Origin of the sequence: Tardiphaga sp. 866_E4_N1_4 (assembly GCF_052076075.1) — a bacterium.
Lineage (GTDB): Bacteria > Pseudomonadota > Alphaproteobacteria > Rhizobiales > Xanthobacteraceae > Tardiphaga > Tardiphaga robiniae.
The window spans coordinates 1,250,678-1,276,201 of record NZ_CP197242.1 but is presented as its reverse complement, the minus strand read 5'-3'; the positions used below and the strand labels follow the sequence as shown (position 1 = coordinate 1,276,201).

Sequence of the window (25,524 nt, the reverse complement as noted above, 5' to 3'; positions counted from 1 at the left end):
AATCCAGATGCAAGCAGTGGTGAGCAATCGAGGCTGCTTGACCAACCAGCTGAGCTGCAGTCCAGCGCTTCGCGAGTCCAATTTGTTCCGCGCAGGAGCTCGCGTGGAACTGCCATGCGACGAATCCTTCATTAACCTCCGCCCGATAGCCTCACCGCAGTGACGTCAGCGTGAGGTGTGCCGTGCGTATTTTGATAATCGTGCTGGGTGCAGCGACGCTGGCGACGCCGGTACTTGCCTCTGACTACCGTGATGCGCGCTATCGCGCCGGCACCGCGCGCTATCCCATCACGATGGATACCGGCATTCGCGCGCCGCCGCCGCTTTACTATGTGGAAGCGCCGCCGCGTTATGTGCGGGATCTGAGAACGGGCGAACCGGGCCAATGGGTGGTTCGCCAACCGAGTGTGTTCGAGCAACTCTTCGGGCTGCCCCGCGACGGTTATTAGGTTGGCTGCTGAGGCCGATTGATCTCAGGTCGGGCTCTGCGGTGAATCCAGGCGCAGTGCAGCTGTGTCTGCCTTGGCATCCTCATATGTTGCCGTCATCAAATCTTAAGCACGTTCATCAAGGTAAATATCAGGACCGCGTTGACCGGTGGTGGTGCTTGGCTGAGTGTCGCGCATCAGAGCGATACGAACTCATTTCAAACAAGCTCGCCACGGGGTCTCATCATGAAGAAATTGATTGCTGCTGCGATGTTCGCCACTGTCGCCGGAATGGCGATGCCCGGTGTTGCCTCGGCGGGTTGCTATAACTGCTACACACCGCCGCCGTGCCAGACCTGCTATCAGCAGCAGGTGGTGCCGCCGCAGTATCGCACGGTCGAAGAGACGGTGATGGTCGCTCCCGGTCGCACCGTCGCGCGCCGCACGCCAGCGCAGTACGAGACGGTGATGGTGCCGAAGACCGTGATGGTCGCGCCTGCGCGCGTCGATTACGAGCGCATTCCGGCGCAATACGCCACGCAGCAGCGTGTCCAGATGGTCGCTCCGGCGCAGGTCTATTACGCACCGGTGCAGCAGGGCTGCTCGACCTGCAATCGCGGCTTCAGCTTCGGCTCAAGCTACGGATACGGCTACTAAGCCGCGGATAGCTCAGATTTTCAGGACTGCGATCGGCCGCCTCAGGGCGGCCGATTTGCGTTTGGGGAGGGCGGTGCAGGCAGTCAGGACAAACCGCTCTTGGCTTTCTCGCATGCGTGGAATATATGATTCATATACGAATCATATATGAGGCCCCCGATGGGTATCGTGAATATCGATGACGATCTGCACGATCAGGTGCGCAAAGCGAGCACAGTATCGTTGCGTTCGATCAATGCGCAGGCCGCCTATTGGATCAAGATTGGCATGCTGTGCGAGACCAATCCGACGCTCAGCTTCAACGAGATCATGGCGCGTGAACTTAGCTCTGCAGGCGTTTCGGCTCGGCCACTGGCTGTCAGCGCAGCATGACGAAGCGGCCTGAGGAACTGGCCTTGCTGGCCGAATCCGGACGGCTGCTGGCGTCCGTCTTCGGGCTGCTGGATCGCAGCTCGCTCGCCGGCCTATCGACGCTTCACGTGAATGAAATGGTCGAGCGGTTCATCGTCGACGATCTCCAGGCCCGACCCGCAAGCAAGGGCCAATATGGCTATGGTTTCGTGTTGAATGCGTCGGTGAACGATGTGGTCTGCCACGGCGTCCCATCTCAATCGCACGTGCTTCGCGACGGCGACATCGTCAATTTCGATATCACGCTCGAGAAGAACGGCTACATCGCGGATTCCAGCAAGACCTATCTCGTTGGCGAGGTGAATCCGGCCGCCAAAAGGCTAGTCGAGACCACCTATGAGGCCATGTGGATGGGCATCCGGGCGGTTCGCCCGGGCGCACGGCTCGGAGACATCGGCTGGGCGATCGAACGACATGCCAGGCGCAACGGCTATTCCCTGGTGCGTGAATATTGCGGTCATGGCATCGGCCGGGAGATGCATGAGGAACCGCAGGTTCGGCACTTCGGAAAGCCGGGGACGGGCCTCGCCCTGCGTGAGGGCATGGTGTTCACGATCGAGCCGATGCTCAATCGCGGCCGGCGGAGTGTGAGAACCATGGGTGACGGTTGGACTGTTGTGACGAGAGACGGGTCGCTGTCCGCCCAATTCGAGCACACCGTTGCCGTGACAGCGTCCGGCGTGTCGGTGCTGACGCTGCGTCCCGACGAACCAGGGCGTGGACTCCAAAGCGCGTAGCCAAATCCGAATGGCGCTTTCGGAGCCGTGGCCGATATCGTGCTTCGTTGCAGCGGCGGCGCGGCTCACCTGATCGCCGTTTGAAACGCGGCGGTCATCTCCCCGCGGTGATGACCTCTGCGCACAACTCGCCGTCAGCAGCACCATTTCCAAATGAAACTGCGGCATCGAGGTCGAATTCGGAGAGCGGGACGGGCCGACCGAACAGAAAGCCCTGGACGAGGTCCACGCCTGCAGCCTGCAGATATTCAAATTGCTCTTCGGTCTCGACACCCTCCGCCGTCGTTGCGATGCCAAGACCATGGGCCAGCGCAAGCACCGAGGACACTACCGCTGCGCAATCGCGGCGATTGGGAGCGCCTTGTGCGAAGGATTTGTCGATCTTGATCCTGTCGAACGGGAAATTGGTCAAATAACTTGCCGTTGAATAACCAGTGCCAAAATCATCGAGCGCTATGGAGATGCCGAGATTCTTCAGCTGCCGTATCGTCCCCAGATGCGCCGTCGCGTTCTCAAGAAGAGCCGTCTCCGTAATTTCCAACTCCAGCCGTTCAGGCGAAAGACCCGTCTCCATCAGAGTATCCAGCATGACGTCGAGCAGCTTTCCCTTGCTGACTTGAACCGCAGAGATGTTGACCATGATCTTGAGGTGAGCCGGCCACGACGCTGCATCCGTGCAAGCCTGGTGCAGGATCCACTCGCCAAGAGGAAGGATCAGCCCCGTCGCTTCCGCGAGCGGAATAAATTGGTCGGGAGCGATGAGCCCTTTCGACGGATGCCGCCAGCGGACCAGCGCCTCGGCGCCGCGGATCTGCCGTGTCTTGGCGTCAACCACCGGCTGATAGTGCACTTCGAATTCATTTCGCGCGATCGCGTCCCGCAGTTCGTTTGCCAATATCTTCTGCGAGTGGGCAGCCTCAATCATTTCGGACTGGAACAGGCGGAAATCGTTTCGCCCGCCCGTCTTGGCGTCGTAGAGCGCGAGATCTGCTTTTCTCAACAGGTCCTCGGGATCGACGCCCTGTTCCGGAGCGAGGGCAATTCCAATGCTGATCCCGATGCTGGCCTGGTGGCCGTTGAGATCAAATGGCTGAGCAATGGCATCGATGATCCTGAGGGCAAGCACGATTGCACCCTCCTGCTGATTGGGGCCGCCGTCCTGGATGATCGCAAACTCGTCACCGCCAAGGCGGGCCACCACATCGGTTTCGCGAGTCGACGATTTCAGTCGTTGTGCGAACTCAACAAGCAAACGATCCCCAGCGGGATGTCCCAGCGTGTCGTTAACGGTCTTGAATCTATCGAGGTCGAGCATGACCACGGCAAAGCCATCGTCATGGCGGCCAAGACGCTGGCTCGCCTCCTCAAGTTTCTCGGTAAACAGTGTTCGGTTGGCAAGTCCCGTGAGCGCATCGTGACGCGCCAGGTGAACGATCTCGGCCTCTGCGCGCCGCCGTTCGGTGATGTCTTCGTGCGTTGCAACCCAACCGCCGTCCTTCATCGGCTGTCGGGTGACGAGCATCAATCGCCCATCCGCAAATTCATCGACCCTGGCCGAGCTTGAATCGGTCGAGTGCTGGCCCAATTCAGCTATCTTTTTCCTGATGGCTGGTTCGCTCGTCCCGCCCTTGAGAATGCCACGGGAGACGCGATCGGCGATGATAGCCTCATGAGGCGTCCCGACTTTCAACAAAGCCGGAGGCAACTGGTATAGTTCCGCATAACGATCATTCCAGACAACGAGCCGTTTCGCTCCGTCGAACATGCAGAGACCCTGCGACATGTTGCTCAGCGCAATGTCGAAGCGTTCGTTGGTCTGCTCCAGCTCCACGGCTTTCGTGGCCAGCAACTGCTCCCTGTGTTTTTGCGCCGTGACATCTTCATGAGTCGCCAGCCACCCTTCGGTCGGCATCAGATGGCGCGTCATCGAAATGAGGCGCCCGTCGACAAGCTCCTGGACCTCTTTCTCCAGCTTCAGTTTGGCGTCGACAAGGACATCCGCAGCCATTTCGCAATTTGTTCTCTTCGCCCGGCGATATTCAATGATTTGCCGCAGCGTAGTCCCTGGCTTCACCTGTTCCTCGCTGAGGTGATAGATTTCCGCATAGCGCGCATTTGAAAGAATGATCCTCTGCTCACCATCAAATAGCGAAAGACCCTGCGACATGTTGTTCATCGCGGCGTCGAAGCGCATGTTGATCCGCTCGAGTTCAGCAGCTTTATCAGTCAACAAGCGCTGTGCGCGTTTCTGCTCGGTGATGTCTTCATGGGTTGCGACCCATCCGCCATCCGCAATCGACCTGCGTTGAATTAAAATCACGCGACCGTCGGCAGTCATAAAAATCTGTCTTTGCTTCGTCGGAATCTCCTGAACATCCCCCTCGATGGACAAATCGTGCTTTCCGCGATCTTTGAGGGCCTGCAGCATGAGAGACAAAGGTGTTCCGGGCCTGACGAGTTCTTCCGGGAAACCGTACATCTCGCGGAAGCGGCCATTCGAAACCACCAGATTCTTGTTCGCGTCAAACAGGCAGAGCCCTAGCGACATGTTGCTCAAGGCAGCATCGAACTGCATGTTCGTTCGTTCCAGAATCCTAGTTTTCACGGCAAGACTATTCGTCTGGCGCAAAATCCTAAACGTGCCGAACAAGATGACGGCAACGATCATGGCGACGAGCGGGCCCACCATGTAAAGGTGCTGGCGCCATGGTCCCAGCACCTCACTGCGGGCGTATGTGATGACCAAGACCAGCGGCAGTCCGGGCACAGCCTTGTACCCCGCGAGGCGCGCGATGCCGTCGATAACGCCTATCGTCTCGTAGGTGCCCGCTTCCGATTTTGGCAGATATTCGGAGACGAGCGGGCTATCCGCGAAAGATTTTCCGATGGCTCCTTTTCTCGCGGGCTCTCGCGCAAGAACCCGCCCCGTGCCCGCGCGATGCAGCAACAGCACGGATCCGCCCTTGCCGACATCGATCGCGCGATAGACCTGCGTGAAATGTGTCGGGTCGAGCGGCGCAGTTACGACCCCTGCAAAGCCGCCGTCGGCGTTGCTTAACCGGCGCGACGCCGCCGTCAACCATTTGTCGGTGACAGCCGAGGGATAGGGGGGCGCAATAAACAGCCGGCCATCGGCCTGATCGCGTTGAGCGGTGAAGTGCAACATGTCGGAGATGTTGCTTCGCGGCGGCGTGCGATCGTAGGAATGCGCCAGAAGGTTACCAGCTGCATCTGTCCAGCCGACGGCAACGACGATCGATGAGGCCTTCTTGAGAAGACGCAACGCGGTATTTGCGGCTTCGGGCGTTGCATACTTTCCCGAAAGGTTATCTTCGCGAATTCTCTCGGCTTCGAGCAGTGTTCGATCGATCCCCTCAAAGGTCAGCGCCGTGTGTTCGGCGAGAATCTCGGCGATGTTCAGTGCTGCCTTTCTTGCCTCAGAGAGCGCCGCATGATGGCGCGCCTGCAGATCCACCAAAAACACAACGATGATCGACGTCGCAAAGAAGACGCCGAGCACCACCAATGAAAATCCTGGCAGCCGGGCCAGTCTTCCATAGAACGCGCGCATGAAGCGTCCAGTAGTCGTTACAAATGAAACAAATGAAATTCCGGATTTCAGCGTGGATGACGAACCTTAATAATAGGTTGGAAATATTGGCTTTACTGTACGCGGCGAGGCAAAGGATTATGTTGCACTGCGCACGTTGGAAATGCGGATTCGCGAGATACTAATACCTGTTGCTGGTTGATCGCCATCTATGAACATCAGTCGTACGTACTTGTAAGTAATCGATACAACTTTAAACAGCGCCAGTTTCCAGCGGCCTGCAGTCCGGTTGAGTCTGCAATTAGCGGGGTAGCGGACATATTTACCGCGATTTGTGAGTCCACTCCCTAGATCAGCGCCATGCCTGACAGCACCATGCTTGCGCCAGCCAGAAGCATGATCCCGTCCATGACCAGGCGGAACGTCTCGACGCTCAGTTTCAGTACGTAGCGCTTGGCGATGAACGCGCCGGCCATCAGCGAGGCGCCGGCGATCAGGCCTTTCACGAGCACGTCGAGATCGAGCGCGCCAAACCGCTGGAAGGTGACAGACTTGCTGAGATACAGACCGAGCGAACTCGCGGCTTCGGTGGCGAGGAAGGCGCCCTTGGCGAGGCCGTAAAACAGAAACAGTGGCACGCTGAGGGGGCCGCTGGAGACGACGATGCCGGTCAGATAGCCAATGATCGCGCCGCCCAGCGCGAGTTGCCACAGGCTGATGGTGAAGGAGCGCCGCGCCAGCCAGTGGCGCAGTGGCACCATGGCAATGAAGAACAGTCCGATCGTGAGATCGACCACATGCGACGGCAGCGTCAGCAGCGTGCGTGCGCCGAGGGCTGCAGCTGGAATGCCGGTGAGCGAATAGGCAGCGGTGGCGCGCCAGTCGACCTCGCGCCACCAGGCGAGGATGCGCGACAGGTTGGCCATTACGGCGGCGACCGCCATGATCGGCACGGCTTCCTTCGGGCCGAACTGCCAGACCAGCACCGGCATCAGCATAATCGACGAGCCGGTGCCGACGATCCCGGAAATGGTGCCGGCGATAAGGCCGACCGTGCAGACGAAGATGAAGTTCACGGCGCGACTCTCCAAGCGCGGGACGTTACAAGAGCGCTCCAGTGGTGTAGGTGCAACCGATCCGATGGGAGAGGGCGATGCCAGTCACAAGAATGGTCACCGGAGAATGGGCGCGGGGCCGCGAGATCGAGGTCATCGAGGCCGTGCAGTCGGCGATGCTGGCGCCGCTCAAAATTCCTGACTGGGACCGCGACGTGACGGTGGACACCTATAGCGACACGCAGCGCATCGTGCCGACCGGGCGCTCGCAGCGCTTCACGCGGGTCGAGATCACGATGTTCGCCGGCCGCTCCATCGAGGCCAAGCGCAGCCTCTATAAGATGATCGTGCAGAACCTTGCAGCGCTCGGCGTTCCGGAACTCGAGATCAAGATTGTCCTGAACGAACAGCCTTTGGAGAACTGGGGCGTGCGTGGCAGCCTGCCGGCCTCGGAGATCGAACTCAGCTTCAAGGTCGACGTCTAGGACGCGGCAGTGGGCTCTGCGGCGGCGGTGCCTTCGCCGCCCTTGTAGACCCGCAGGTAGCGTCGGCCGAGGCTGGTCAGCACCTCATAGGCGATGGTGCCGTAGTGATGCGCGAGTTCGTCGACGGTGATGCCGTCGCCGATCAGCGTCGCCAGATGGCCGCGGCGGGCGGCGTTGTGGGGCAGGTCGGTGATGTCCACCGCGAGCAGATCCATGGAGATGCGGCCGGCGATCTGGCAGCGCTGGCCGGCGATGATGACCTCGGCGCCGCGGGTGCCGTCGCTGCTGCCGGCCGCGCGGAAATAGCCATCGGCGTAGCCGGCCGCGATGATCGCAAGTCTGGTCGGACGCCGCGCCACCCAGGTGGCACCGTAGCCGACACTGTCGCCGCGCTCGACACTGCGGGTCTGCAGGATGCGCACCTTGAGATCGACCACAGGTGCCATCGGGTTGTCGGCTTCCGGCGTCGGATTAACGCCGTAGAGCGCAGCACCCGGACGCATCAGATCGAACTGATAGGCCGCGCCGAGATAGATGCCCGACGAATTCGCGAGGGACGCAGGCACGCCGGAGAACAGCGATGACGCCTCGCGGAAACTGGAATATTGCCGGGCGTTCATCGGATTGTGCAGTTGTTCAGCACAGGCGAGGTGGCTCATCACCAGCGTGAAGCCGTGATCGCCCGAGCCGAGGCGCGGGATAAGGCCCTGGACGTCAACCAGGCCGAGGCCGAGCCGGTTCATGCCGGTGTCGATATGCACCGCCGCGCCGCCCTTCCAGCCTGTGCGGCGGCAGAACATGTCCCATTCGGCTAGTTCGTTGAGATCGCCGATCACCGGCTGCACATTGATGGCGGCCAGCGCATCGCCGGAATTCGGCGGAAAACCGTTCAGTAGATAGATTGCGGCTTCGGGCGCGGCCGCGCGGGCGGCGCGAGCTTCGTCGAAGGTCGCGACAAAAAAGGTCTTGCAGCTCGCCTTCGCCAGCGCGCGCACCACGGGGGTGATGCCGCAGCCATAGGCGTCTGCTTTCACCGCCGCGCCGCATTCGGCGGGCACGCCATGCTTTTCGAGTTTGCGCCAATTGGCGACGATGGCGTCGAGATCGATAGTCAGGATGCCGCTGGCGTCTGCGGGCAACTCCATATCCGCGGGAGTTGTTGGTTTGGGGGCGGAGACGCTGTTCATCGAAATGTCCTGGCACAGGGATCGTGTGATGGGATCACACGATCGAATTCTGCGCCGCACAATATGCGCGCGTCAGAGACGGTTCAACCGCACCCGCGTCACTCCTGCGGGGCGCGGAACTGGGCGCCACCGGCGAGATCGCTGAAGCGGGTGAACTGGCCTTCGAACTGCAGGTCGACGGTGCCTGTGGGGCCGTGACGCTGCTTGGCGATGATGACTTCGGCCTTGCCGTGCGCAAGATCCATCTCGAGCTGCCATTTCTCGTGTTCGGGCGTGCCGAGTCGCGGCTCCTTAGCCTGCAGATAGTATTCCTCGCGATACACGAAGACCACCACGTCGGCGTCCTGCTCGATCGATCCGGATTCACGCAAGTCGGACAGCTGCGGATGCTTGTCTTCACGATTTTCGACCTGACGCGAGAGCTGCGACAGCGCGACTACCGGGCAGTTCAGTTCCTTCGCCAGCGCCTTGAGGCTGGTGGTGATCTCGGTGACTTCCTGCACGCGGTTGTCGGAGCGCTTGCCGGAGCCCTGCAGCAGCTGGATGTAGTCCACCATGATGACGTCGAGGCCCTTTTGCCGCTTCAGGCGGCGGGCGCGGGCGGTGAGCTGCGAGATCGATAGGCCGCCGGTTTCGTCGACGTAAAGCGGCAGGTTCTGCAGCTTGATGGTGTAGTCGCGGATCTTGTCGAATTCGGCTTGGGTGATGCCGCCGCGGCGGATCGCGCTGGAGGAAATCTCGGTCTGCTCTGCGAGAATACGCGTGGCGAGCTGTTCGGCCGACATTTCGCACGAGAAGAAGCCGACGACGCCGCCATTGATGGTCTTCATGCTGCCGTCGGGCTGCACTTCGGACTGATAGGCGGCGGCGATGTTGTAGGCGATGTTGGTGGCCAGCGAGGTCTTGCCCATGCCGGGACGTCCGGCGAGGACGATCAAGTCGGAGCGCTGCAAGCCGCCCATGCGGGCGTCGAGGTCGCGCAACCCGCTGGAGATGCCCGACAGTTTGCCGTCGCGCTGATAGGCGTTGGCCGCCATGTCCAGCGCGGTGGTCATTGCCTGGGAGAAGCGCTGGAAGCCGCCGTCATAGCGGCCGGCTTCGGCCAGCTCATACAGCCGACGCTCGGCGTCCTCGATCTGGGCGCGGGGGGCGAAATCCACCGGAGCGTCATAAGCGACGTTGACCATGTCCTCGCCGACATTGATCAGCTGGCGGCGGATTGCCAGTTCGTAGATCGTGCGGCCGTAATCCTGCGCATTGATGATGGTGGTGGCTTCGGCGGCGAGGCGGGCGAGATATTGGCCCACGGTCATGCCGCCGAGATCCGTGTCGGTCGGCAGGAAGGTCTTCAGCGTCACGGGTGTGGCGATCTTGCCGGCGCGCACGATGGCAGCGGCCGTTTCGAAGATGGTCTGGTGGATCGGCTCGAAGAAATGCTCGGCCTTGAGGAAGTCCGAGACCCGGTAGAAGGCGTCGTTATTGACCAGGATCGCGCCCAGCACGCCCTGTTCCGCCTCGATATTGTGCGGCGCCGACCGATAGGCCGGGGTGCCCGCCTCGGGGGAGAGCTTGAGAACGTTCGAATCGAATGCGGCCATGGTCTCTATTGGGTCTTCCGAATTGGGCGGATGAACGGCGTGGTTACGCGGGCGTCGGCGACTAAGCGCCTGACGGTCTCCGAGTGGAAGGACGAAGCGGCCTTATGCACGATTCACACATCAAGGCGGGGGAATTCCGGCCGGTGGCGCGCATTGCGCTTGACGCTTCCACCGCAGCAAGGGGAGGGGTCTGAATCATTGCTTAAGGAACCTGGAAAAATTGCGCCCCGCGCCTGAACCGGATGGCGATCTCTCGCACTTACAAGAGAGCCAGCCGCTGGCAGGCACGGCAGTGGCGGAACCCCACGGGGAGCCGGGCGTTGGCTTCAAAACGAATAAGAGGCGAAGGATAGATCCATGAGCCAGCGTCACCAGCATCCCGATGCCGGAACTCAGGCTGCCGGAACCGACGGTTCTGCGTGGTTGTCCACACTGATCGACACGTTCGAGCGCACCGCGCAGCTTGAAAATGTCCCATGCGATACGAAAGCGCTCTCAGCCGCCAAAGCGCGCCTCCAACGCCCCGCCATTCTGCGGCCACGGCCTGTCTTGCGCCGCCGGCATGCGACGCTCCTATTCCAGCACTAAACCAGCCTATTCGCCGGCAATCTGCAGACGCGGTTGCTGGCTCCGTTCCCTGGCTCGAAGCCGAGCTTCCTCCCGCCCGATATAATCGCGCGTGAGCGGCACAACGTCCTGACGTTTGGTGAGCTGGATCTGGAAGTTCATCACGTTCTGCATGCGAAACGACATTTCGGACGCCGCCAGATAGAACTCCCACATTCGCGCAAAGCGCTCGTCATAGAGCCGCACGGCTTCCTCGCGTCGTGCCATGAAGCGCTCACGCCATGCCTTGAGCGTCTCGGCATAATGCAGCCGCAGGAATTCGATGTCCGAGACCAGTAACCCGGCCCGTTCGATGGCCGGGAGAACTTCCGACAAAGCGGGGATGTAGCCGCCGGGGAAAATGTACTTGGCGACCCATGGATTGGTGATACCGGGTCCCTCAGGGCGGCCGATGGAGTGCAGCACCATGACGCCGTCCTCTGTCAGGAGTTCAGCGCATCGCTTGAAGTAGGTGTCGTAATGGTCGACGCCGACATGTTCGAACATGCCGACGGAGACGATGCGGTGGAATGGACCGGGGATGTCGCGATAGTCCTCGAGCAGGAATTTTGCGCGGTCTTTGAGGTTTTTCTCGCCGGCCCGGGCATTGGCGACCTGCAGCTGTTCGGTGGACAGCGTAACGCCGGTGACATTGGCACCGGTCATCTCTGCTAAATAGAGCCCAAGCCCGCCCCAGCCGGAGCCGATGTCGAGTACGCGTTGGCCTTTTTCGATGAGCATCTTGGCCGCGAGGTGGCGCTTCTTGGCAAGCTGGGCGTCGTCCAGGGTCGCGTCCGGTCCTTCGAAATAGGCGCAGCTATATTGCTTGTCGGCATCCAGAAACAATGAGTAGAGCCGGCCGTCCAGATCGTAGTGATGGGCAACGTTGTTGCGGGAGCGCTTGCGGGGATTGAACTGCTGGGCGTGGCGCAGGACGTAGCGGAGCCACCATTGCAGCTTGGCCCAGCGGGGCGCCATGTCAGGCTGGTTCAGGGCGATGGCGAGCAGATCGGCAATGGTGCCACGCTCCATAACGAGGAGCCCGTCCATGAATATCTCGCCGAGTGCCAGTTCGGGATCGAGAAGTAGTCGGCGTTGGGCGGCTTTGGTGACGAAGCGGGCAGAGACGGGAGGCCCGGAGCCATCACCGAAGGTGAATTGTTGGCCGGAGGCCGTAGTGAAGGTTATTGCCCCTCGGCGAATGTACTGACTCAGGAAGAATCGCAACAGACGGTCCATCGAAATCACCCCAATGATCCGATCACGCGCAAACTGAAGCAACAGCGTAACTTCCCGCCGTGCACGAGATCAACTGTCTCCCTAGCTCTTGACTAGAAGATAGTAGCGGCGCACCGCCTGTGCCAATGCGCACGCTGCAATGCCGCTATCCCGATTGTTCCGATCACATCGTTGCGATATGTCGATGCTTCCATTCACGTCACAATCGGATACAAGGTGATCCGCGTGATTAAGCTAGCCACATCAGGAGATTGAAATGTTGAGCCGAGCGCTCAGTTTAGCGACGGTGATGCTCCTGATTGGCTTCGCGGCAGTCCCGGCACAGGCCCAAAACCTCGAAGCCGGAAAGTCACCCTCCCAGATTTTCGCGGGCGGCTGTGCCGTCTGCCATAAAAGTCCGCGCGGGCTGCTGAAGACGGTGGCACCCGGTCAGTTGCCGGCCTTCCTGCGCCAGCACTACACCACAAGTACAGATATGGCGGCGTCGATGGCCGCTTATGTCGTGTCCAACGGGACGGCCGACCGCCGTCCTGCCGGGGATAACCTGACGCGTCAGGGCCGTGAACTCACGACCGAGCAGAAGCCGGCCCCGGCCGATGCCAAGCCCGGTGCTGCGCCGCCGTCCGAGGCTCCGCCGCCGGGACGCCGGCTACGTCCGCAGGAGGCCGCCAAGCCCGATGCCGATGTTGCACCAGCTCAGGCCGAGCCCGGCACGCGCCAGGGCCGCAATGCCCGGCGACAGGCGCGCCCGGCGACAGACAATCCCGAAGCGAAGCCCGATGCGGCCAAGCCCGTAGACGCACAGTCGCCGGCTGCCGCCGAAGCAGAGCGTCCCGCGCAGAAGCAAAAGCTCGGCAAGAAGGGGCGCCGTCATCAGGAAGAGCCGCCGAAGGCCGAACCTGTGAAGGACGAGCCCAAGGTCGACCCCAAGACGGAGCCGAAGGCTGAACCCAAGTCTGAGCCGAAGGCTGAGCCACGGCCGGAGCCGGCGAAGACCGAGCCTGCGAAGCCCGCTGAAGAGAGCAAGCCTGAGGCGAAGCCCGAAGCCAAGCCTGAGACGCCGGCACTTCGTCCAGATCCCGTTCCGTCGGTCACGCCGGCACCGAAGGCGCCTGAAGGGGAAAGCCGTCCGGCGCCAGCCGAGCCGGCGCCTCCTGCGCCGGCAGCCCCTGCGTCTCCGCCCGCAGCAACGCCGGCCCCGGCTCCAACGCCTCCGCCAGCCGCAGCTCCGCCGCCAGCGGTCGTGCCTCCCGCAACTCCGCCAGCGTCCGCGCCGACTCCTGTAGCTCCAGCCGCGCCTTCGCCGGCACCGGCCTCGCCGCCACCACCGCCTCCCGCGTCGGCTGCACCACCGGCGCCTCCGGCCTCGTCAGGCTCGCCGGTGCCGCCGATCTCGCAGTAGTAGATCAGCCGTCGTTTGAGTGAGGATACAAAAAAGCCCGGCCAATCTGGCCGGGCTTTTCTCGTTTGAGCAGAAGCTCCGAGGTCCGTAGCTTAGCCGTTGTCTTCTTCGGCGTTGCCCTGTGCGTCCGGATCGAAGAACTCGCCGGCGGCGGCGAGTGCTTCGGCGGCTGCGTCCTGATCTTCCTGACGGCTCGAGATGTCTTCGCCGCGGTTGATGCGCTCGGCTTCGTCGGCCGAACGGGCAACGGTGACGCTGACGCTGACTTCGACTTCCGGATGCACGGCGATCGAGATCTTGTGCTGGCCGATGGTCTTGATCGGCGCGTCGAGCAGAACCTGGCTGCGGGCGAAGGTGACGCCGTCAGCTTCGAAGGTGGCGATGATGTCGCGCACCGACACCGAGCCGAACAACTGACCGGTTTCTGACGCCTGACGGATGATGACGACGTTGCGGCCGTCGATCTTCTCGGCAACCGTGGTGGCTTCCGCCTTGGCCTTGATGTTGTTGGCTTCGAGGTCAGCCTTCATGCCGTCGTACTTGGCGCGGTTGTCGGCGGTGGCGCGCAGCGCCTTGCCACGCTTCAGCAGAAAGTTGCGGCCGTAGCCGTCCTTGACGCGGACGACTTCGCCCATCTGGCCGAGCTTGGCGACGCGTTCGAGCAAAATGACTTCCATGATCGTTCTCCTTTAAGTGTTGAGCAGGTGTTGAGTTGAGGTGAGTTGGTCAGGCCACCGTCGAAGAAGGTGGCTTGCGTGCGAGAAAACGTTGGCGAAATCCGAAGAAGGCATCGGCGAGGCCGAGGCCAACCATGGTGAGGATGGGCCAGCCGAGGACGAGCACCATGGCGTAGGTCAGACCGAGCACCATCACGCGGCTTTTCATGCCCATGGTCAACGTATGCAGCGCGGCGAAGCCGGTGAGGGCATAGGCCATCATCAGCGCCGAGGTGACGATCTGCGAAAAGATGCCGACGATGCCGCCCATGAAGGACAGCGCGATGGCCAGACACAGCGCGACCATCGTCATCGGCGGCAGTGCTGCGGATTTCAGCTCAGGCCACGGCCGATTCAGCCGGCCCGATGTCACGATGATGCGGCCGGCGAGCCAGAGATTGAGCGTCAGCGTCATGATCGCGACGATGGCGGCGGCAGCCGGAGCGATCGTCACCAGCGCATTGATGACCTGTTCGGAGTCGCCAGCGCCGCCGCGCGATCCCAGGATGCGGGTCAGAGCGCGGCGCAGCGCCGAGACGATAGTGTCGCCATCGGTGCCGAGCGTCAGCAGCGCGCCCATAGTCGTGAATGCGGCGAAACCCGCTGTCCACAGCAGCATACGGCCGACCGGATACCATTCGACCACGGGCGGTGTCGCGGCTGCGCCATTCACGCCCGGCACTTCTACAGTCACTGGACGGCCGAGCAATGCGAGATGGCCGAGCCACCATGCGGGCAGTGCCACGGTGAAGACGAAGGCGGCGAGATAGGGCATGCCGAACAGCAGGCCGAGCGAGGTGCCGGCTGCGATGCCGCCGATGGCAGCAGTCACCGGACCCCAGCCGAGAGCGGCCACCATCAAGGGCAGCGGCGCGAGATAGAACAGCAAAAGGGAGATCAACGCGCCCGAAATGATCGAGGCGAACATCAGCGCCGAGGCAGCGCCGGCGGCAAACGCGATGAGAAGACTTGCGATCATCAGCTGTCCCGCCCCCTTTGAGCGGTTAGAGGCACTTGCCCCAACCATCGGCGACCGGACGACCCGGAAGCCTTATGAGAAATAGAAGCGACCGGCGGCGCGAGGCCGCCGGTCGAAAACCGCCTTAGCGGATAACGTAGGGGAGCAGACCGAGGAAACGCGAGCGCTTGATGGCGCGGGCGAGTTCACGCTGCTTCTTGGCGGAGACGGCCGTGATGCGGCTCGGCACGATCTTGCCGCGCTCGGAAACGTAACGCATCAGCAGCTTGGAATCCTTGTAGTCGATCTTCGGCGCGTTCGGACCCGTGAACGGGCAGGTCTTGCGACGGCGGAAAAACGGACGACGTGCACCAGCTTCAGCCATTATTCTTACTCCTCAACCGATGCTGCTTCGTCGTCGCGCGGACGACGCGGACCACGATCACCACGGAAGCCACCGCCTTCACGGTCGCCACGGAAACCGCCGCCTTCGCGGTCGCCACGGAAGCCACCGCCACGGTCGTCGCGCTCACGATCGCGATCGGCCTTGCGCATCATGGCGCTTGGGCCTTCCTCGTGCTCTTCGACGCGGACGGTCAGATAACGGATGACGTCTTCGCTGATGCGCTCCTGGCGCTCGATCTCGGTGACCGCCGCGGACGGGGCATCGAGGTTCATCAGCACGAAGTGCGCCTTGCGATTCTTGTTCATGCGATAGGTCAGGGAGCGCACGCCCCAGTTTTCCATCTTCACGACCTTGCCGCCGAGACCTTCGACGATGCCGGTCATCTGGGTGGTGAGGTCTTCGACCTGCTGTGCGCTCGCATCCTGACGTGCGAGAAATACATGCTCATAAAGAGGCATGGCTGTCCTTTCCAAGGTTAGCGCGTTTCCCGGCGGCAAGCCCTTCGAACCCTTATGGAAAGGACTCGATATTGCTCAGAAGGCGGGAGCACGGGACGACGGACCAACTGGCCCTATCGCAACAAACCTGTGTGTGATTTTGCTGTGACCGTCCGTTCAGCTCCCGGCCGGGATCTGCGGATCGGGGCCTTATACGGATTTTCCCAGTAATGGCAAGCGAAACAGGGGCCAAATGAGTGGATTCCGGGAGCGGGCGGGAACCCGGATCGTGGTGCATCCTGGGCGCTGCGGCTTGACATTCCCCGTCGTGCCAGTGTCTTACGGCGCACGTTTGAACGAGTTTAAGCCAAAAAACATGACGGGGCGTCAATGACCGCAGCATTTACCTTTCCGGGGCAGGGTTCCCAGGCGGTCGGCATGGGCAAGGCGCTCGCGGATGCATTTCCAGCCGCCAAGGCCGTGTTCGACGAGGTCGATTCGGCACTCAACGAGAAGCTCACGGGAATCATCTGGGATGGCCCGGCCGAGACGCTGCAATTGACCGAAAACGCCCAGCCGGCGCTGATGGCGGTGTCGCTGGCGACCATGCGGGTGCTCGAGGCCGAGGCCGGCATCTCGCTGGCCAAGGACGCCGCTTTCGTGGCCGGCCACTCGCTCGGCGAATATTCGGCGCTGGCAGCGGCGGGAAGTCTCTCGGTCACGGATGCGGCCCGCCTGCTGCGGACCCGCGGTCTGGCCATGCAGAAGGCCGTGCCGGTGGGTGTCGGCGCCATGGCGGCGTTGCTCGGCCTCGATTACGAGACCGCCGTGGCCGTGGCTGAAGAAGCTGCACAGGGCGAAGTGTGCCACGCCGCCAACGACAATGGCGGCGGTCAGGTGGTGGTGTCCGGCAACAAGGCTGCGGTCGAACGCGCACTGGAGATCGCCAAGACGAAGGGCGCCAAGCGTGCGATGTTGCTGCCGGTGTCGGCGCCGTTCCATTGCAGCCTGATGCAGCCCGCCGCCGACGTGATGGCGGAGGCGCTGGCCAAGGTCACGATCAACAAGCCGGTGGTGCCGCTGGTGTCCAACGTACTGGCCGCGCCGATCTCGGATCCCGATGAAATCCGCCGCCGCCTGGTCGAGCAGGTCACCGGCACCGTGCGCTGGCGCGAATGCGTATCCTATATGGCAGGCCAGGGCGTGACGCGTTTCCTTGAGGTCGGCTCCGGCAAGGTGCTGAGCGGGCTCGTCAAACGCATTGCCGAAGGCGCCGTCGGCGTCGCTGTTGGTGGACCCAATGACATTGCCGCCGCCAAGGATGCGCTCGCAGCAGCGCGTTCGGCTTAAGCGGCCAGAGGAGAAGACAAGATGTTCGATTTAACAGGCAAGACGGCGCTCGTGACCGGCGCGACCGGCGGCATCGGCGAAGCCATCGCCACGGCTTTGCATGCGCAGGGCGCGACGGTGGCACTGTCCGGAACGCGCAAGGCGGTTCTCGAAACGCTGGCCGCGAAGCTCGGCGATCGCACGCATGTGCTGCCGTGCAATCTTTCCAACGCCGCTGAGGTCGAAGAGTTGGTGCCGTCAGCCGAGAAAGCCATGGGCCAGCTCGACATCCTCGTCAGCAATGCCGGGATCACCCGCGATAATCTGTTCGTCCAGTTGAAGGACGAAGACTGGGATGACGTGATCAACGTCAATCTGACCGCGACCTTCCGCCTCGCACGCGCCGCGACCAAGCTGATGATGCGCAAGCGCTTCGGCCGCATCATCGCCATCACTTCGGTGGTCGGCGTCACTGGAAATCCCGGGCAGGGGAATTACACCGCAGCGAAAGCCGGCCTGATCGGCATGATGAAAACGCTGGGAGCGGAATACGCCAAGCGCAACGTGACGGCCAATTGCATTGCACCCGGTTTCATCGCAACGCCGATGACCGATGTGCTCAATGACAAGCAGCGCGAAACGATTCTGACCAAGGTGCCGGCAGGGCGTCTTGGCTCGCCGGAAGATATTGCGGCAGCAGCGGTCTATCTGAGCTCAAATGAGGCGGCTTACGTCACCGGACAGACGATTCATGTCAATGGCGGCATGGCGATGATCTAAGCGTCGGGGAACCCCAACGTCGTGATTTAATTGAGGTTTGGACAGTCGCCGGGCTATGTGGCCAAGCCAAATGAAGTATGGTAACCGAACCTCCAACGGTGGGGCAAAGAAGGCCATTGCAGGAATTTGAAACCCTGTATATTGGCGGGGACGAGCCTGCCGTTTTCGCGAGGCTCCGTCCGGGACGACGGGGTCAATCCAGAGACGCGCAACTGCGCAAGGTTTAACGAGTTAAACGCTCCACGATGGCTCGTATCGTCTGCGGACGGGCCCAATGTAACAAGCACGAGGTTGATATGAGCGAGATTGGCGAGCGAGTGAAGAAGATCGTGGTTGAACACCTTGGTGTTGAACCCGAGAAGGTGGTCGATGCCGCGAGCTTCATCGATGATCTCGGCGCTGACAGCCTCGACACGGTCGAGCTCGTGATGGCGTTCGAAGAAGAGTTCGGCTGCGAAATTCCGGACGATGCCGCCGAGACGATTCTGACCGTCGGCGACGCAACCAAGTTTCTCGAGAAGAACGCAAAGAGCTGACACCTTCGCGCGACACATTTTGAAGCCGGCCGGATCGCGTTTGTGCGATCCACCGGCTTCTTGCTGTGACGCGTAGGCATTGCTCAAAGGCATTGGCTCAAGGATGGGCCATGGAGGTACGACAATGAGGCGGGTGGTCGTCACAGGCCTTGGCATGGTGTCGCCACTTGGCTGCGGCGTCGAGCCGACCTGGAAGCGCATCCTCAACGGTGAGAGCGGCGCAAAGCGGATCGATACATTCGATGTATCCGATCTCACCAGCCAGATCGCCTGTGTGATTCCACGCGGCGACGGCACGGGCGGTACCTTCAATCCCGACCAGTGGATGGAGCCGAAAGACCAGCGCAAGGTCGACGACTTCATCATCTATGCGATGTGCGCCGCCAAGCAGGCGCTCGACGATGCCAACTGGCACCCCGACAATGAAGACGATCGCTGCGCCACCGGCGTGATGATCGGCTCCGGCATCGGCGGTCTGTCCGGCATTGCCGATACCGCATTGCTTCTGAAAGAGCGCGGCCCGCGCAAAGTGTCGCCGTTCTTCATTCCCGGCCGCCTGATCAATCTCGCTTCGGGATATGTCTCGATCGAGCACGGCCTTAAAGGCCCCAATCACTCCGTCGTCACCGCATGTTCGACCGGCGCACATGCGATCGGCGATGCCGGCCGTCTGATCGCGCTCGGCGACGCCGATGTCATGGTCGCCGGCGGTACCGAGTCGCCAATCAGCCGTTTGGCGATGGCCGGCTTCGCGGCAGCACGCGCGCTGTCGACCAATTTCAACGAAGCGCCGGAGAAAGCGTCGCGGCCCTACGACAAGGACCGCGATGGTTTCGTCATGGGCGAGGGTGCCGGGGTCGTGGTGCTCGAAGAGTACGAGCACGCCAAAGCGCGCGGCGCACGCATCTATGCCGAGATCATCGGCTACGGCATGTCGGGCGATGCCTACCACATCACCTCGCCGACGCCCGACGGCGATGGTGCGTTCCGCAGCATGAACGCTGCGATGAAGCGCGCCGGCATTGCCGCGGCCGACATCGACTACATCAATGCGCACGGCACCTCGACGCCACTCGGCGACGAGATCGAACTCGGCGCGGTTCAGCGCCTGCTTGGCAATGCCGCGTCAAAAGTGTCGATGTCATCGACGAAGTCGTCGATCGGCCACCTGCTCGGTGCGGCTGGTGCGGTCGAGGCCATCTTCTGTGTGCTTGCGATTCGGGATAACATCGCGCCGCCGACGATCAATCTCGACAATCCGTCGGTGGAAACTGCGATCGATCTCGTCGCATTGACCCCGCGCAAGCGCGAGATCAACATTGCCTTGTCGAATTCATTCGGTTTCGGCGGTACTAATGCGTCCGTGATCCTACAGCGCGTGGCTGGTTAGAGAACCTCCACCGTTTCGCCGTATTCCGCGCTAATTCCTACACTGGGCGTATGTTATTGACGGGGATCGTGTTGTCCCCGTCACGATTGAACCGACAGGATCAGGTACTATCGATGAGTGAGAGGCCGCCCATTTCGCCGAGGAGTCCGCGTGCCGCGCTGGAGCCGGAGCAGGTTCCGCCGCCGCCGAAGCGTTCTGATCATGCGCGTAATCCGCTCGTGGTTGCCGGTAATGCCATCATCACCATCATTATCGTCGCCATGCTCGGTGCAGGTGGCGCGTATGTCTATGGTCGCCAGGCGCTGGAAGCGCCGGGACCGCTGCAGGAAGAAAAGGTCGTCAATATCCCCGCGCGTGCGGGCAAAGGCGACATCGCCGAAGCGTTGCTGCGCGAAGGCGTGATCTCAGCCAATCGCTGGGTTTTCATCGGCGCCGTGTTTGCGCTGAAGGCCAGCTCGGAACTGAAGCCCGGCGAATATCTGTTCCAGAAGAACGCCAATCTGCGCGATGTCATCGGCACCATCGTCGAAGGCAAGGTCGTGCAACACTCCATCACGATTCCCGAGGGCTTGACCTCCGAGCAGATCGTCGCGCGGCTGACCGATAGCGACATCTTCACCGGCTCGATCCGTGAAATGCCACGCGAAGGCACGTTGTTGCCCGAGACATACAAATTCCCCCGTGGCACGCCGCGCGACCAGGTGATCCAGCGCATGCAGCAATTGCAGAAGCGCGTGCTGGCCGAAGTCTGGGAACGCCGTAACGCCGACATTCCGGCGAAGACGCCTGAACAACTGGTGACGCTCGCCTCGATCGTCGAGAAGGAAACCGGCCGCGCCGATGAGCGCAGCCGAGTGGCCGCCGTGTTCGCCAATCGTCTGCGCCAGAAGATGAAGCTGCAGTCCGATCCGACGATCATCTATGGCATCGTCGGCGGCAAGGGCACATTGGGCCGTCCGATCAAGCGCAGCGAGATCCAGCAGCCGTCGCCCTACAATACCTATGTGGTGGAAGGCCTGCCCCCGGGTCCGATCGCCAATCCGGGCCGTGCGTCGCTTGAGGCGACTGCCAATCCGGCACGCACCCGCGACCTGTTCTTCGTTGCCGACGGCACCGGCGGTCACGCCTTCACCGAGACCTACGACGCGCATCAGAAGAACGTCAGCAAGCTGCGTGCGCTCGAGAAGGCCGTCCAGAACGACGCTGTCGAGCCGCCGGAAGAGGCTACGCCTACCGGAGCGGCGACGGATCCTGCCGCCGCGACGGGTACAAGTCCGGTCAGGCCCGCCGCACCGGCCAAACAGCGTGCCCGTACGGCTCCTGCGCCAGCCGCGCCGGCCCGTCAGGGCGCTGCGCAGTCGACGGGTACACCGCCGGTTGTCCAGCAATAGGCCGTACCACCAAGCCTGCGCCGGCTTCTGCTTCGAATTCCCCTTGGCCTGAAAAGGCCCTAACCTGAGCCGGTTCGCGCCTTGCGAATCTTACTCGTATTCTTTGGAGACGTTCCGCGATGGCGTTGTCGAGCATGACCGGCTTTGCGCGAAGCCACGGCACCAGCGGGCCTTACAGCTTCGAGTGGGAGCTGAAATCCGTCAACGCCAAGGGCTTCGACCTGCGCTTCCGGATGCCCCCGGGTTTCGACGAAGTCGAGGCGGTCGCCCGCAAGCGCGCCACTGAAGTGCTGTCACGCGGCACGGTTTACGCGAACCTCACCGTTAAGCGCAGCAATGCGGCTTCGACCGTGCGGATCAACGAAGAGGTGCTGAATTCGGTGCTGAGTATTGCCGCCGAATTGGCCAGCAAGATCGATGCTGTCGCGCCCAGCGTCGATGGCCTGATGAATATCAAGGGCGTGATCGAAGTGGTCGAGCCGGAGACGGATGAGGCCGAGGACAAGGCGGCGAAGGCTGCCGTGACCGCAGCATTCGAAGAGGCTCTCACCGCGCTGGTCGCCATGCGCAAGCGTGAGGGCATGACGCTTGGTGACATCCTGTCCCAGCGTCTGAATGAAATCGAGGCGCTGTCGAAGAAGGCTGAGGCTGCGCCCGGCCGCAAGCCGGAAGCCATTCGTGCACGGCTTGCCGAACAGATCGCCACACTGCTGGAAGCCTCGGATCGTTTCGATAGTGATCGGCTGAATCAGGAAGCGTTGATGATGGCGACCAAGGCCGACATCCGCGAAGAACTCGACCGCATCGCGTCGCACATTTCGCAGTCGCGCGAAATGATCAAGAAGGGTGGTCCGGTGGGGCGGCGGCTGGATTTCCTGTCGCAGGAGTTCAACCGGGAGGTTAACACCTGCTGCTCGAAATCCAACGATCTGGAATTGACTAGCACCGGCCTGGAAATGAAGAACGTGGTCGAGCAATTCCGTGAACAGGTACAAAATCTGGAGTGACCATGTCCGGGGGCAGCCGAAATTTTCAAGAAGCTGGCTTTGACGGAGTCGAGCGGCGTGGGCTGATGTTCGTGCTGTCATCGCCATCCGGTGCCGGCAAGACGACGCTGACGCGGCTGCTGATCGACCGGATGCCGGGGCTGCAACTGTCGGTCTCGGCCACGACGCGCCCGATGCGGCCCGGCGAGGTTGACGGCAAGGACTACATCTTCGTCGACAAGCCGCGCTTCGAGAAGATGGCCAAGGGCAATGAACTGCTCGAATGGGCCACGGTGTTCGATAACCGCTACGGCACGCCGCGTGCGCCAGTGGAAGCCGCGCTCTCAGCCGGCAATGACGTGCTGTTCGATATCGACTGGCAGGGTACGCAGCAATTGCGCGAGAAGGCGCGGGCCGACGTCGTCAGCGTCTTCATCCTGCCGCCCTCGGCGGCCGATCTCGAAAAACGACTTCATACCCGCGCGCAGGATTCGGACGAAGTGATCCGCGGGCGCATGAGCCGCGCCAGCCACGAGATGAGCCACTGGGCCGAATACGACTACATTGTCATCAACCACAATGTGGAAGAGGCCTATAGCGAGGTGCAGTCGATTCTCAAGGCCGAGCGCCTGAAGCGCGAACGCCGCACCGGCCTGACATCTTTCGTGCGCGGATTGCAGCAAGAACTCGAAGGCTAACATCATGCAGGCATTGTTCTGGAATGAGCGCACGCAGCAGCTCAGCGATGGCGCACGGCTATTCGATCCGCTGGCGCTCACGTGGCGTGATGATGCCGTGGAGCAGGGTGGAGAAGCTGTGACGGCTTCCGAGGCGTTGCTGCGGCTCGCAGTAACGCGCAAGCTGCGCCGCGTGCCGATCGGCATCATCGGGCCGCGAGACGCGACACAAGCGCAACGCGATCTCGCCGAACAGATGGGCGCAGCATTGGCGCGCCATGGCCTGCAACTGTTGTGCGGCGGCAAGAACGGCGTGATGGAAGCTGCGTGCAAGGGCCACGCGCAGGAAGGCGGCATGCCTGTTGGTCTGCTGCCCGATGAGGAATGGCACGCAGCCAATCCCTATGTTGCGATCCCCATCGCAACGGGCATCGGCCCCGCACGGAATGCCATTATCGCGCGCGCCTGTCTCGTGCTGGTCGCGATTGGCGGAGGTGTCGGGACACTCTCGGAGATGGCGCTGGGACTACAGTTCAATCGTCTGGTGCTGGCGATGGCCGATGCGCCAGAGGTGAATACGGTCGAGCGCGTCGCTGATGTCGACGGCGTCATTGCTCGCATCGCAGCACGCCTTCTCGCAAATGCATAACTTTGCCGCTCTGTCATAAAACTGATATGCCGCCGTTATACTGAGGCGCAGACTTCAGCATCACATTTGACAGGGGACATGGCTCGTGCCGTTCGTCGCGATCGCCTATCTGATTTTTCTCGCGGCGCCAGTCCTGTTGCTATTTGTCGGTTCATTTGGAGAAGTTTGGAGCGGCACGCTGCTGCCGTCAGGCTTCACTTTGCGCTGGTATCAGGAAGTCGCGGGCGACCCGAGCTTTCGCCGCGCTTTCACCACCAGCCTGAGGATCGTCGCGACCACCTGCATCCTCAACATCCTGATCGGACTTCCGCTCGCTTACGCCATTCATGCCGGCGCGCGGGGTGGTGTGCGGCTTGCGGCGCGGATCGTCACGCTGATGCCGATTGCCGTGCCCGAACTGGTTCTCGCTTTCGGCTTCATCCTCGTCTTCTCGTCGGACGCATTGCCGTGGCTCGGCAGTTTTTGGCTGCTGGCGGCGGGGCACCTCGTATTGACGCTGCCCTATACGGTGACGGCACTTGTCGCCGATATGGATCAGCTCGGGCTCGCCGAATATGAGCACGCAGCCGCAACGCTCGGCGCATCGTTTCCGGCACGTATGTGGGACGTCACACTGCCGCAGCTGCATACGAGTCTGCTGTCCTGCATGCTGACAGTGGCAGCGCTGTCGATCGGCGAATTTCAATTGTCCAACCTGGTCTCGGGCTTTCTGTCGCGGACCTATCCTGTGGTGCTGTTGCAGGCGTTCTATGGCGCGACGGGCTTTGCCTGCGCGGCCACCGTCGTATTGCTTGGGCTTGCGATGATCGCATCGCTGACCAGCGGGCTGACGGCGCGGGTCACCGGCCGGCGTAAAGTGGGGGCAGGCGCGTGACGCTGCGATACGATCAAGTGAGCTACAGCTATCCCGGCACGAGCACTGGTGTGTTCGACATTGCCCTGGAGATCGGCCGCGGCGAATTGCTGGCGATCATCGGCGCGTCGGGGTCGGGCAAGTCGACGATTTTGAAATTGCTGGCGGGCTTCCTCAAGCCTGACTCCGGGCGCATCCTGATCGATGGCAAGGACGTCGGCGCGTCACTGCCCGAGGCGCGTCGTCTGGGTGTCGTGTTTCAGAACTATGCGTTGTTCCCGCATATGCGGCTTTGGGAAAACATCGCCTATCCGCTGAAGGTGCGCGGTATCGCCAAACAGGATCGGCGCGCGCGTGCCATCGAGATGCTCGGACGTGTCGGCATGGGCAAGCGCGCGGAAGACTATCCAGCAGAATTGTCCGGCGGCCAGCAGCAGCGCGTTGCGCTGGCCCGTGCGCTGGTGTTCGAGCCGCAGGGACTGCTGCTCGACGAGCCGCTGTCGGCGCTCGATGCGGGGTTGCGACTGGAAATGCGCGACGAAATTCTGCGCGTGCAGCGTCAGGCCGGCATTGCGACGCTGCTTGTGACGCATGATCAGGAAGAGGCGCTGTCGATTGCCGACAAGGTCGTGATGATGCGCGACGGCCGCATCGTGCAGATCGGCACGCCGCGCGAATTATACGAGACACCGGCCGATGCCAGTGTCGCGGCCTTTGTCGGTCAATCCAACCTGTGGTCCGGCAGCGTCTCCGGTGATGGCATGGTGACAACGCCGATTGGCGCGCTGGCCTGTAACACGCAGGGCAAGAGCGTTGGTGCGAAGGTCATCGTGTTCGTGCGTCCCGAGCGCGTCGAGCCGATCACCGGGCCGGTCGATGCGAGTAATCCCTGCTGCTTCGCAGGCAGCATGTCGGCCGACCGCTATCTTGGCCCCGTCAGGCGGATCGATATGGCCGTCGCCGGCGGGGCCATCCGTCTCGAAACCCATCTGCGCGGGCCGATCACCGGCGTGACGATCCCGCACGATGCCATCCGCCTTCTTCCCCCGACCTCATAAAGG

At 61.9% G+C, this 25,524-nt stretch carries 25 protein-coding genes; 16 read left to right on the top strand and 9 right to left on the bottom strand.

The features are described from left to right. Positions 1-182: 182 nt before the first annotated feature. From AB8B20_RS06390 to map, 4 genes are all read left to right on the top strand, one after another. The gene (locus AB8B20_RS06390; RefSeq protein WP_139285819.1) at positions 183-449 is read left to right on the top strand and encodes a hypothetical protein; all 267 of its coding nucleotides are present in this window, start codon (positions 183-185) and stop codon (positions 447-449) included. Positions 450-725: 276 nt separating this feature from the next. Then, entirely contained in the window at positions 726-1,085 is a 360-nt protein-coding gene (locus AB8B20_RS06385) for a hypothetical protein (RefSeq protein ID WP_439073038.1), read from the top strand. A 159-nt stretch (positions 1,086-1,244) separates the two neighbouring features. Beyond that, the gene (locus tag AB8B20_RS06380; protein ID WP_439072030.1) at positions 1,245-1,457 is read left to right on the top strand and encodes a ParD-like family protein; all 213 of its coding nucleotides are present in this window, start codon (positions 1,245-1,247) and stop codon (positions 1,455-1,457) included. After that, positions 1,454-2,233: a type I methionyl aminopeptidase gene (gene map, locus AB8B20_RS06375; protein ID WP_439072029.1), complete on the top strand. Its 780-nt coding sequence runs from the start codon at positions 1,454-1,456 to the stop codon at positions 2,231-2,233. Before AB8B20_RS06380 ends, map begins: the two co-directional genes overlap by 4 nt. A 94-nt stretch (positions 2,234-2,327) precedes the next feature. On the opposite strand, the gene AB8B20_RS06370 is transcribed toward map, so the two are convergent. Both AB8B20_RS06370 and AB8B20_RS06365 read right to left on the bottom strand, forming a co-directional pair. Continuing rightward, the gene (locus AB8B20_RS06370; protein WP_439072028.1) at positions 2,328-5,804 is read right to left on the bottom strand and encodes a bifunctional diguanylate cyclase/phosphodiesterase; all 3,477 of its coding nucleotides are present in this window, start codon (positions 5,802-5,804) and stop codon (positions 2,328-2,330) included. Positions 5,805-6,130: 326 nt separating this feature from the next. Beyond that, positions 6,131-6,859 (bottom strand): sulfite exporter TauE/SafE family protein, encoded by a 729-nt coding sequence (locus AB8B20_RS06365; protein ID WP_439072027.1) that lies wholly within the window; start codon positions 6,857-6,859, stop codon positions 6,131-6,133. Positions 6,860-6,936: 77 nt separating this feature from the next. Here AB8B20_RS06365 and AB8B20_RS06360 point away from each other — a divergent pair, with 77 nt between their 5' ends. Continuing rightward, positions 6,937-7,323 (top strand): tautomerase family protein, encoded by a 387-nt coding sequence (locus AB8B20_RS06360; protein ID WP_439072026.1) that lies wholly within the window; start codon positions 6,937-6,939, stop codon positions 7,321-7,323. On the opposite strand, the gene alr is transcribed toward AB8B20_RS06360, so the two are convergent. From alr to AB8B20_RS06345, 3 genes are all read right to left on the bottom strand, one after another. Continuing rightward, on the bottom strand, positions 7,320-8,510 hold the full coding sequence (alr, locus tag AB8B20_RS06355; protein ID WP_439072025.1) for an alanine racemase: 1,191 nt from the start codon (positions 8,508-8,510) through the stop codon (positions 7,320-7,322). The two genes, AB8B20_RS06360 and alr, sit on opposite strands and share 4 nt — an antisense overlap. Positions 8,511-8,608: 98 nt before the next feature. After that, a complete protein-coding gene (locus tag AB8B20_RS06350) occupies positions 8,609-10,108 on the bottom strand; it encodes a replicative DNA helicase (RefSeq protein ID WP_439072024.1) in 1,500 nt (499 codons plus the stop codon). A 594-nt stretch (positions 10,109-10,702) separates the two neighbouring features. Continuing rightward, positions 10,703-11,953: a class I SAM-dependent methyltransferase gene (locus tag AB8B20_RS06345; RefSeq protein ID WP_439072023.1), complete on the bottom strand. Its 1,251-nt coding sequence runs from the start codon at positions 11,951-11,953 to the stop codon at positions 10,703-10,705. 256 nt (positions 11,954-12,209) lie between these two features. Here AB8B20_RS06345 and AB8B20_RS06340 point away from each other — a divergent pair, with 256 nt between their 5' ends. Next, positions 12,210-13,355: a hypothetical protein gene (locus AB8B20_RS06340; protein ID WP_439072022.1), complete on the top strand. Its 1,146-nt coding sequence runs from the start codon at positions 12,210-12,212 to the stop codon at positions 13,353-13,355. A gap of 92 nt (positions 13,356-13,447) precedes the next feature. On the opposite strand, the gene rplI is transcribed toward AB8B20_RS06340, so the two are convergent. The 4 genes from rplI to rpsF all read right to left on the bottom strand — a co-directional run bounded on the left by rplI (position 13,448) and on the right by rpsF (position 15,893). Beyond that, positions 13,448-14,032 (bottom strand): 50S ribosomal protein L9, encoded by a 585-nt coding sequence (rplI, locus tag AB8B20_RS06335; RefSeq protein WP_089263933.1) that lies wholly within the window; start codon positions 14,030-14,032, stop codon positions 13,448-13,450. A gap of 49 nt (positions 14,033-14,081) precedes the next feature. After that, the gene (locus AB8B20_RS06330) at positions 14,082-15,050 is read right to left on the bottom strand and encodes a hypothetical protein (protein WP_439072021.1); all 969 of its coding nucleotides are present in this window, start codon (positions 15,048-15,050) and stop codon (positions 14,082-14,084) included. Positions 15,051-15,174: 124 nt separating this feature from the next. After that, entirely contained in the window at positions 15,175-15,414 is a 240-nt protein-coding gene (gene rpsR / locus AB8B20_RS06325; protein WP_002711478.1) for a 30S ribosomal protein S18, read from the bottom strand. 5 nt (positions 15,415-15,419) lie between these two features. Then, on the bottom strand, positions 15,420-15,893 hold the full coding sequence (gene rpsF, locus AB8B20_RS06320; protein ID WP_068731054.1) for a 30S ribosomal protein S6: 474 nt from the start codon (positions 15,891-15,893) through the stop codon (positions 15,420-15,422). A gap of 369 nt (positions 15,894-16,262) precedes the next feature. Here rpsF and fabD point away from each other — a divergent pair, with 369 nt between their 5' ends. The 10 genes from fabD to AB8B20_RS06270 all read left to right on the top strand — a co-directional run bounded on the left by fabD (position 16,263) and on the right by AB8B20_RS06270 (position 25,521). Further along, complete coding sequence (fabD, locus tag AB8B20_RS06315; protein ID WP_439072020.1) at positions 16,263-17,222, top strand: ACP S-malonyltransferase; 960 nt, start codon at positions 16,263-16,265, stop codon at positions 17,220-17,222. A gap of 21 nt (positions 17,223-17,243) precedes the next feature. Then, positions 17,244-17,981 carry a 3-oxoacyl-[acyl-carrier-protein] reductase gene (gene fabG / locus AB8B20_RS06310; RefSeq protein ID WP_089263936.1) on the top strand — a complete coding sequence of 246 codons (738 nt, stop codon included), beginning with the start codon at positions 17,244-17,246 and terminating at the stop codon, positions 17,979-17,981. A gap of 296 nt (positions 17,982-18,277) precedes the next feature. Beyond that, a complete protein-coding gene (locus tag AB8B20_RS06305; RefSeq protein ID WP_006020277.1) occupies positions 18,278-18,517 on the top strand; it encodes an acyl carrier protein in 240 nt (79 codons plus the stop codon). 124 nt (positions 18,518-18,641) lie between these two features. Next, the gene (gene fabF / locus AB8B20_RS06300; RefSeq protein WP_089263937.1) at positions 18,642-19,907 is read left to right on the top strand and encodes a beta-ketoacyl-ACP synthase II; all 1,266 of its coding nucleotides are present in this window, start codon (positions 18,642-18,644) and stop codon (positions 19,905-19,907) included. A 113-nt stretch (positions 19,908-20,020) separates the two neighbouring features. After that, positions 20,021-21,298 carry an endolytic transglycosylase MltG gene (mltG, locus tag AB8B20_RS06295; RefSeq protein WP_439072019.1) on the top strand — a complete coding sequence of 426 codons (1,278 nt, stop codon included), beginning with the start codon at positions 20,021-20,023 and terminating at the stop codon, positions 21,296-21,298. Between the two features lie 119 nt (positions 21,299-21,417). Beyond that, positions 21,418-22,305, top strand: a complete 888-nt coding sequence (locus tag AB8B20_RS06290) for a YicC/YloC family endoribonuclease (protein WP_439072018.1) — start codon at positions 21,418-21,420, stop codon at positions 22,303-22,305. Positions 22,306-22,307: 2 nt separating this feature from the next. After that, on the top strand, positions 22,308-22,982 hold the full coding sequence (gene gmk / locus AB8B20_RS06285; RefSeq protein ID WP_089263940.1) for a guanylate kinase: 675 nt from the start codon (positions 22,308-22,310) through the stop codon (positions 22,980-22,982). 4 nt (positions 22,983-22,986) lie between these two features. Then, a complete protein-coding gene (locus AB8B20_RS06280) occupies positions 22,987-23,610 on the top strand; it encodes a TIGR00725 family protein (RefSeq protein WP_089263941.1) in 624 nt (207 codons plus the stop codon). An 85-nt stretch (positions 23,611-23,695) separates the two neighbouring features. Beyond that, complete coding sequence (locus AB8B20_RS06275; RefSeq protein WP_439072017.1) at positions 23,696-24,484, top strand: ABC transporter permease; 789 nt, start codon at positions 23,696-23,698, stop codon at positions 24,482-24,484. Beyond that, a complete protein-coding gene (locus AB8B20_RS06270) occupies positions 24,481-25,521 on the top strand; it encodes an ABC transporter ATP-binding protein (protein WP_439072016.1) in 1,041 nt (346 codons plus the stop codon). The genes AB8B20_RS06275 and AB8B20_RS06270 overlap by 4 nt, the downstream gene beginning before the upstream one ends. Positions 25,522-25,524: the final 3 nt, after the last annotated feature.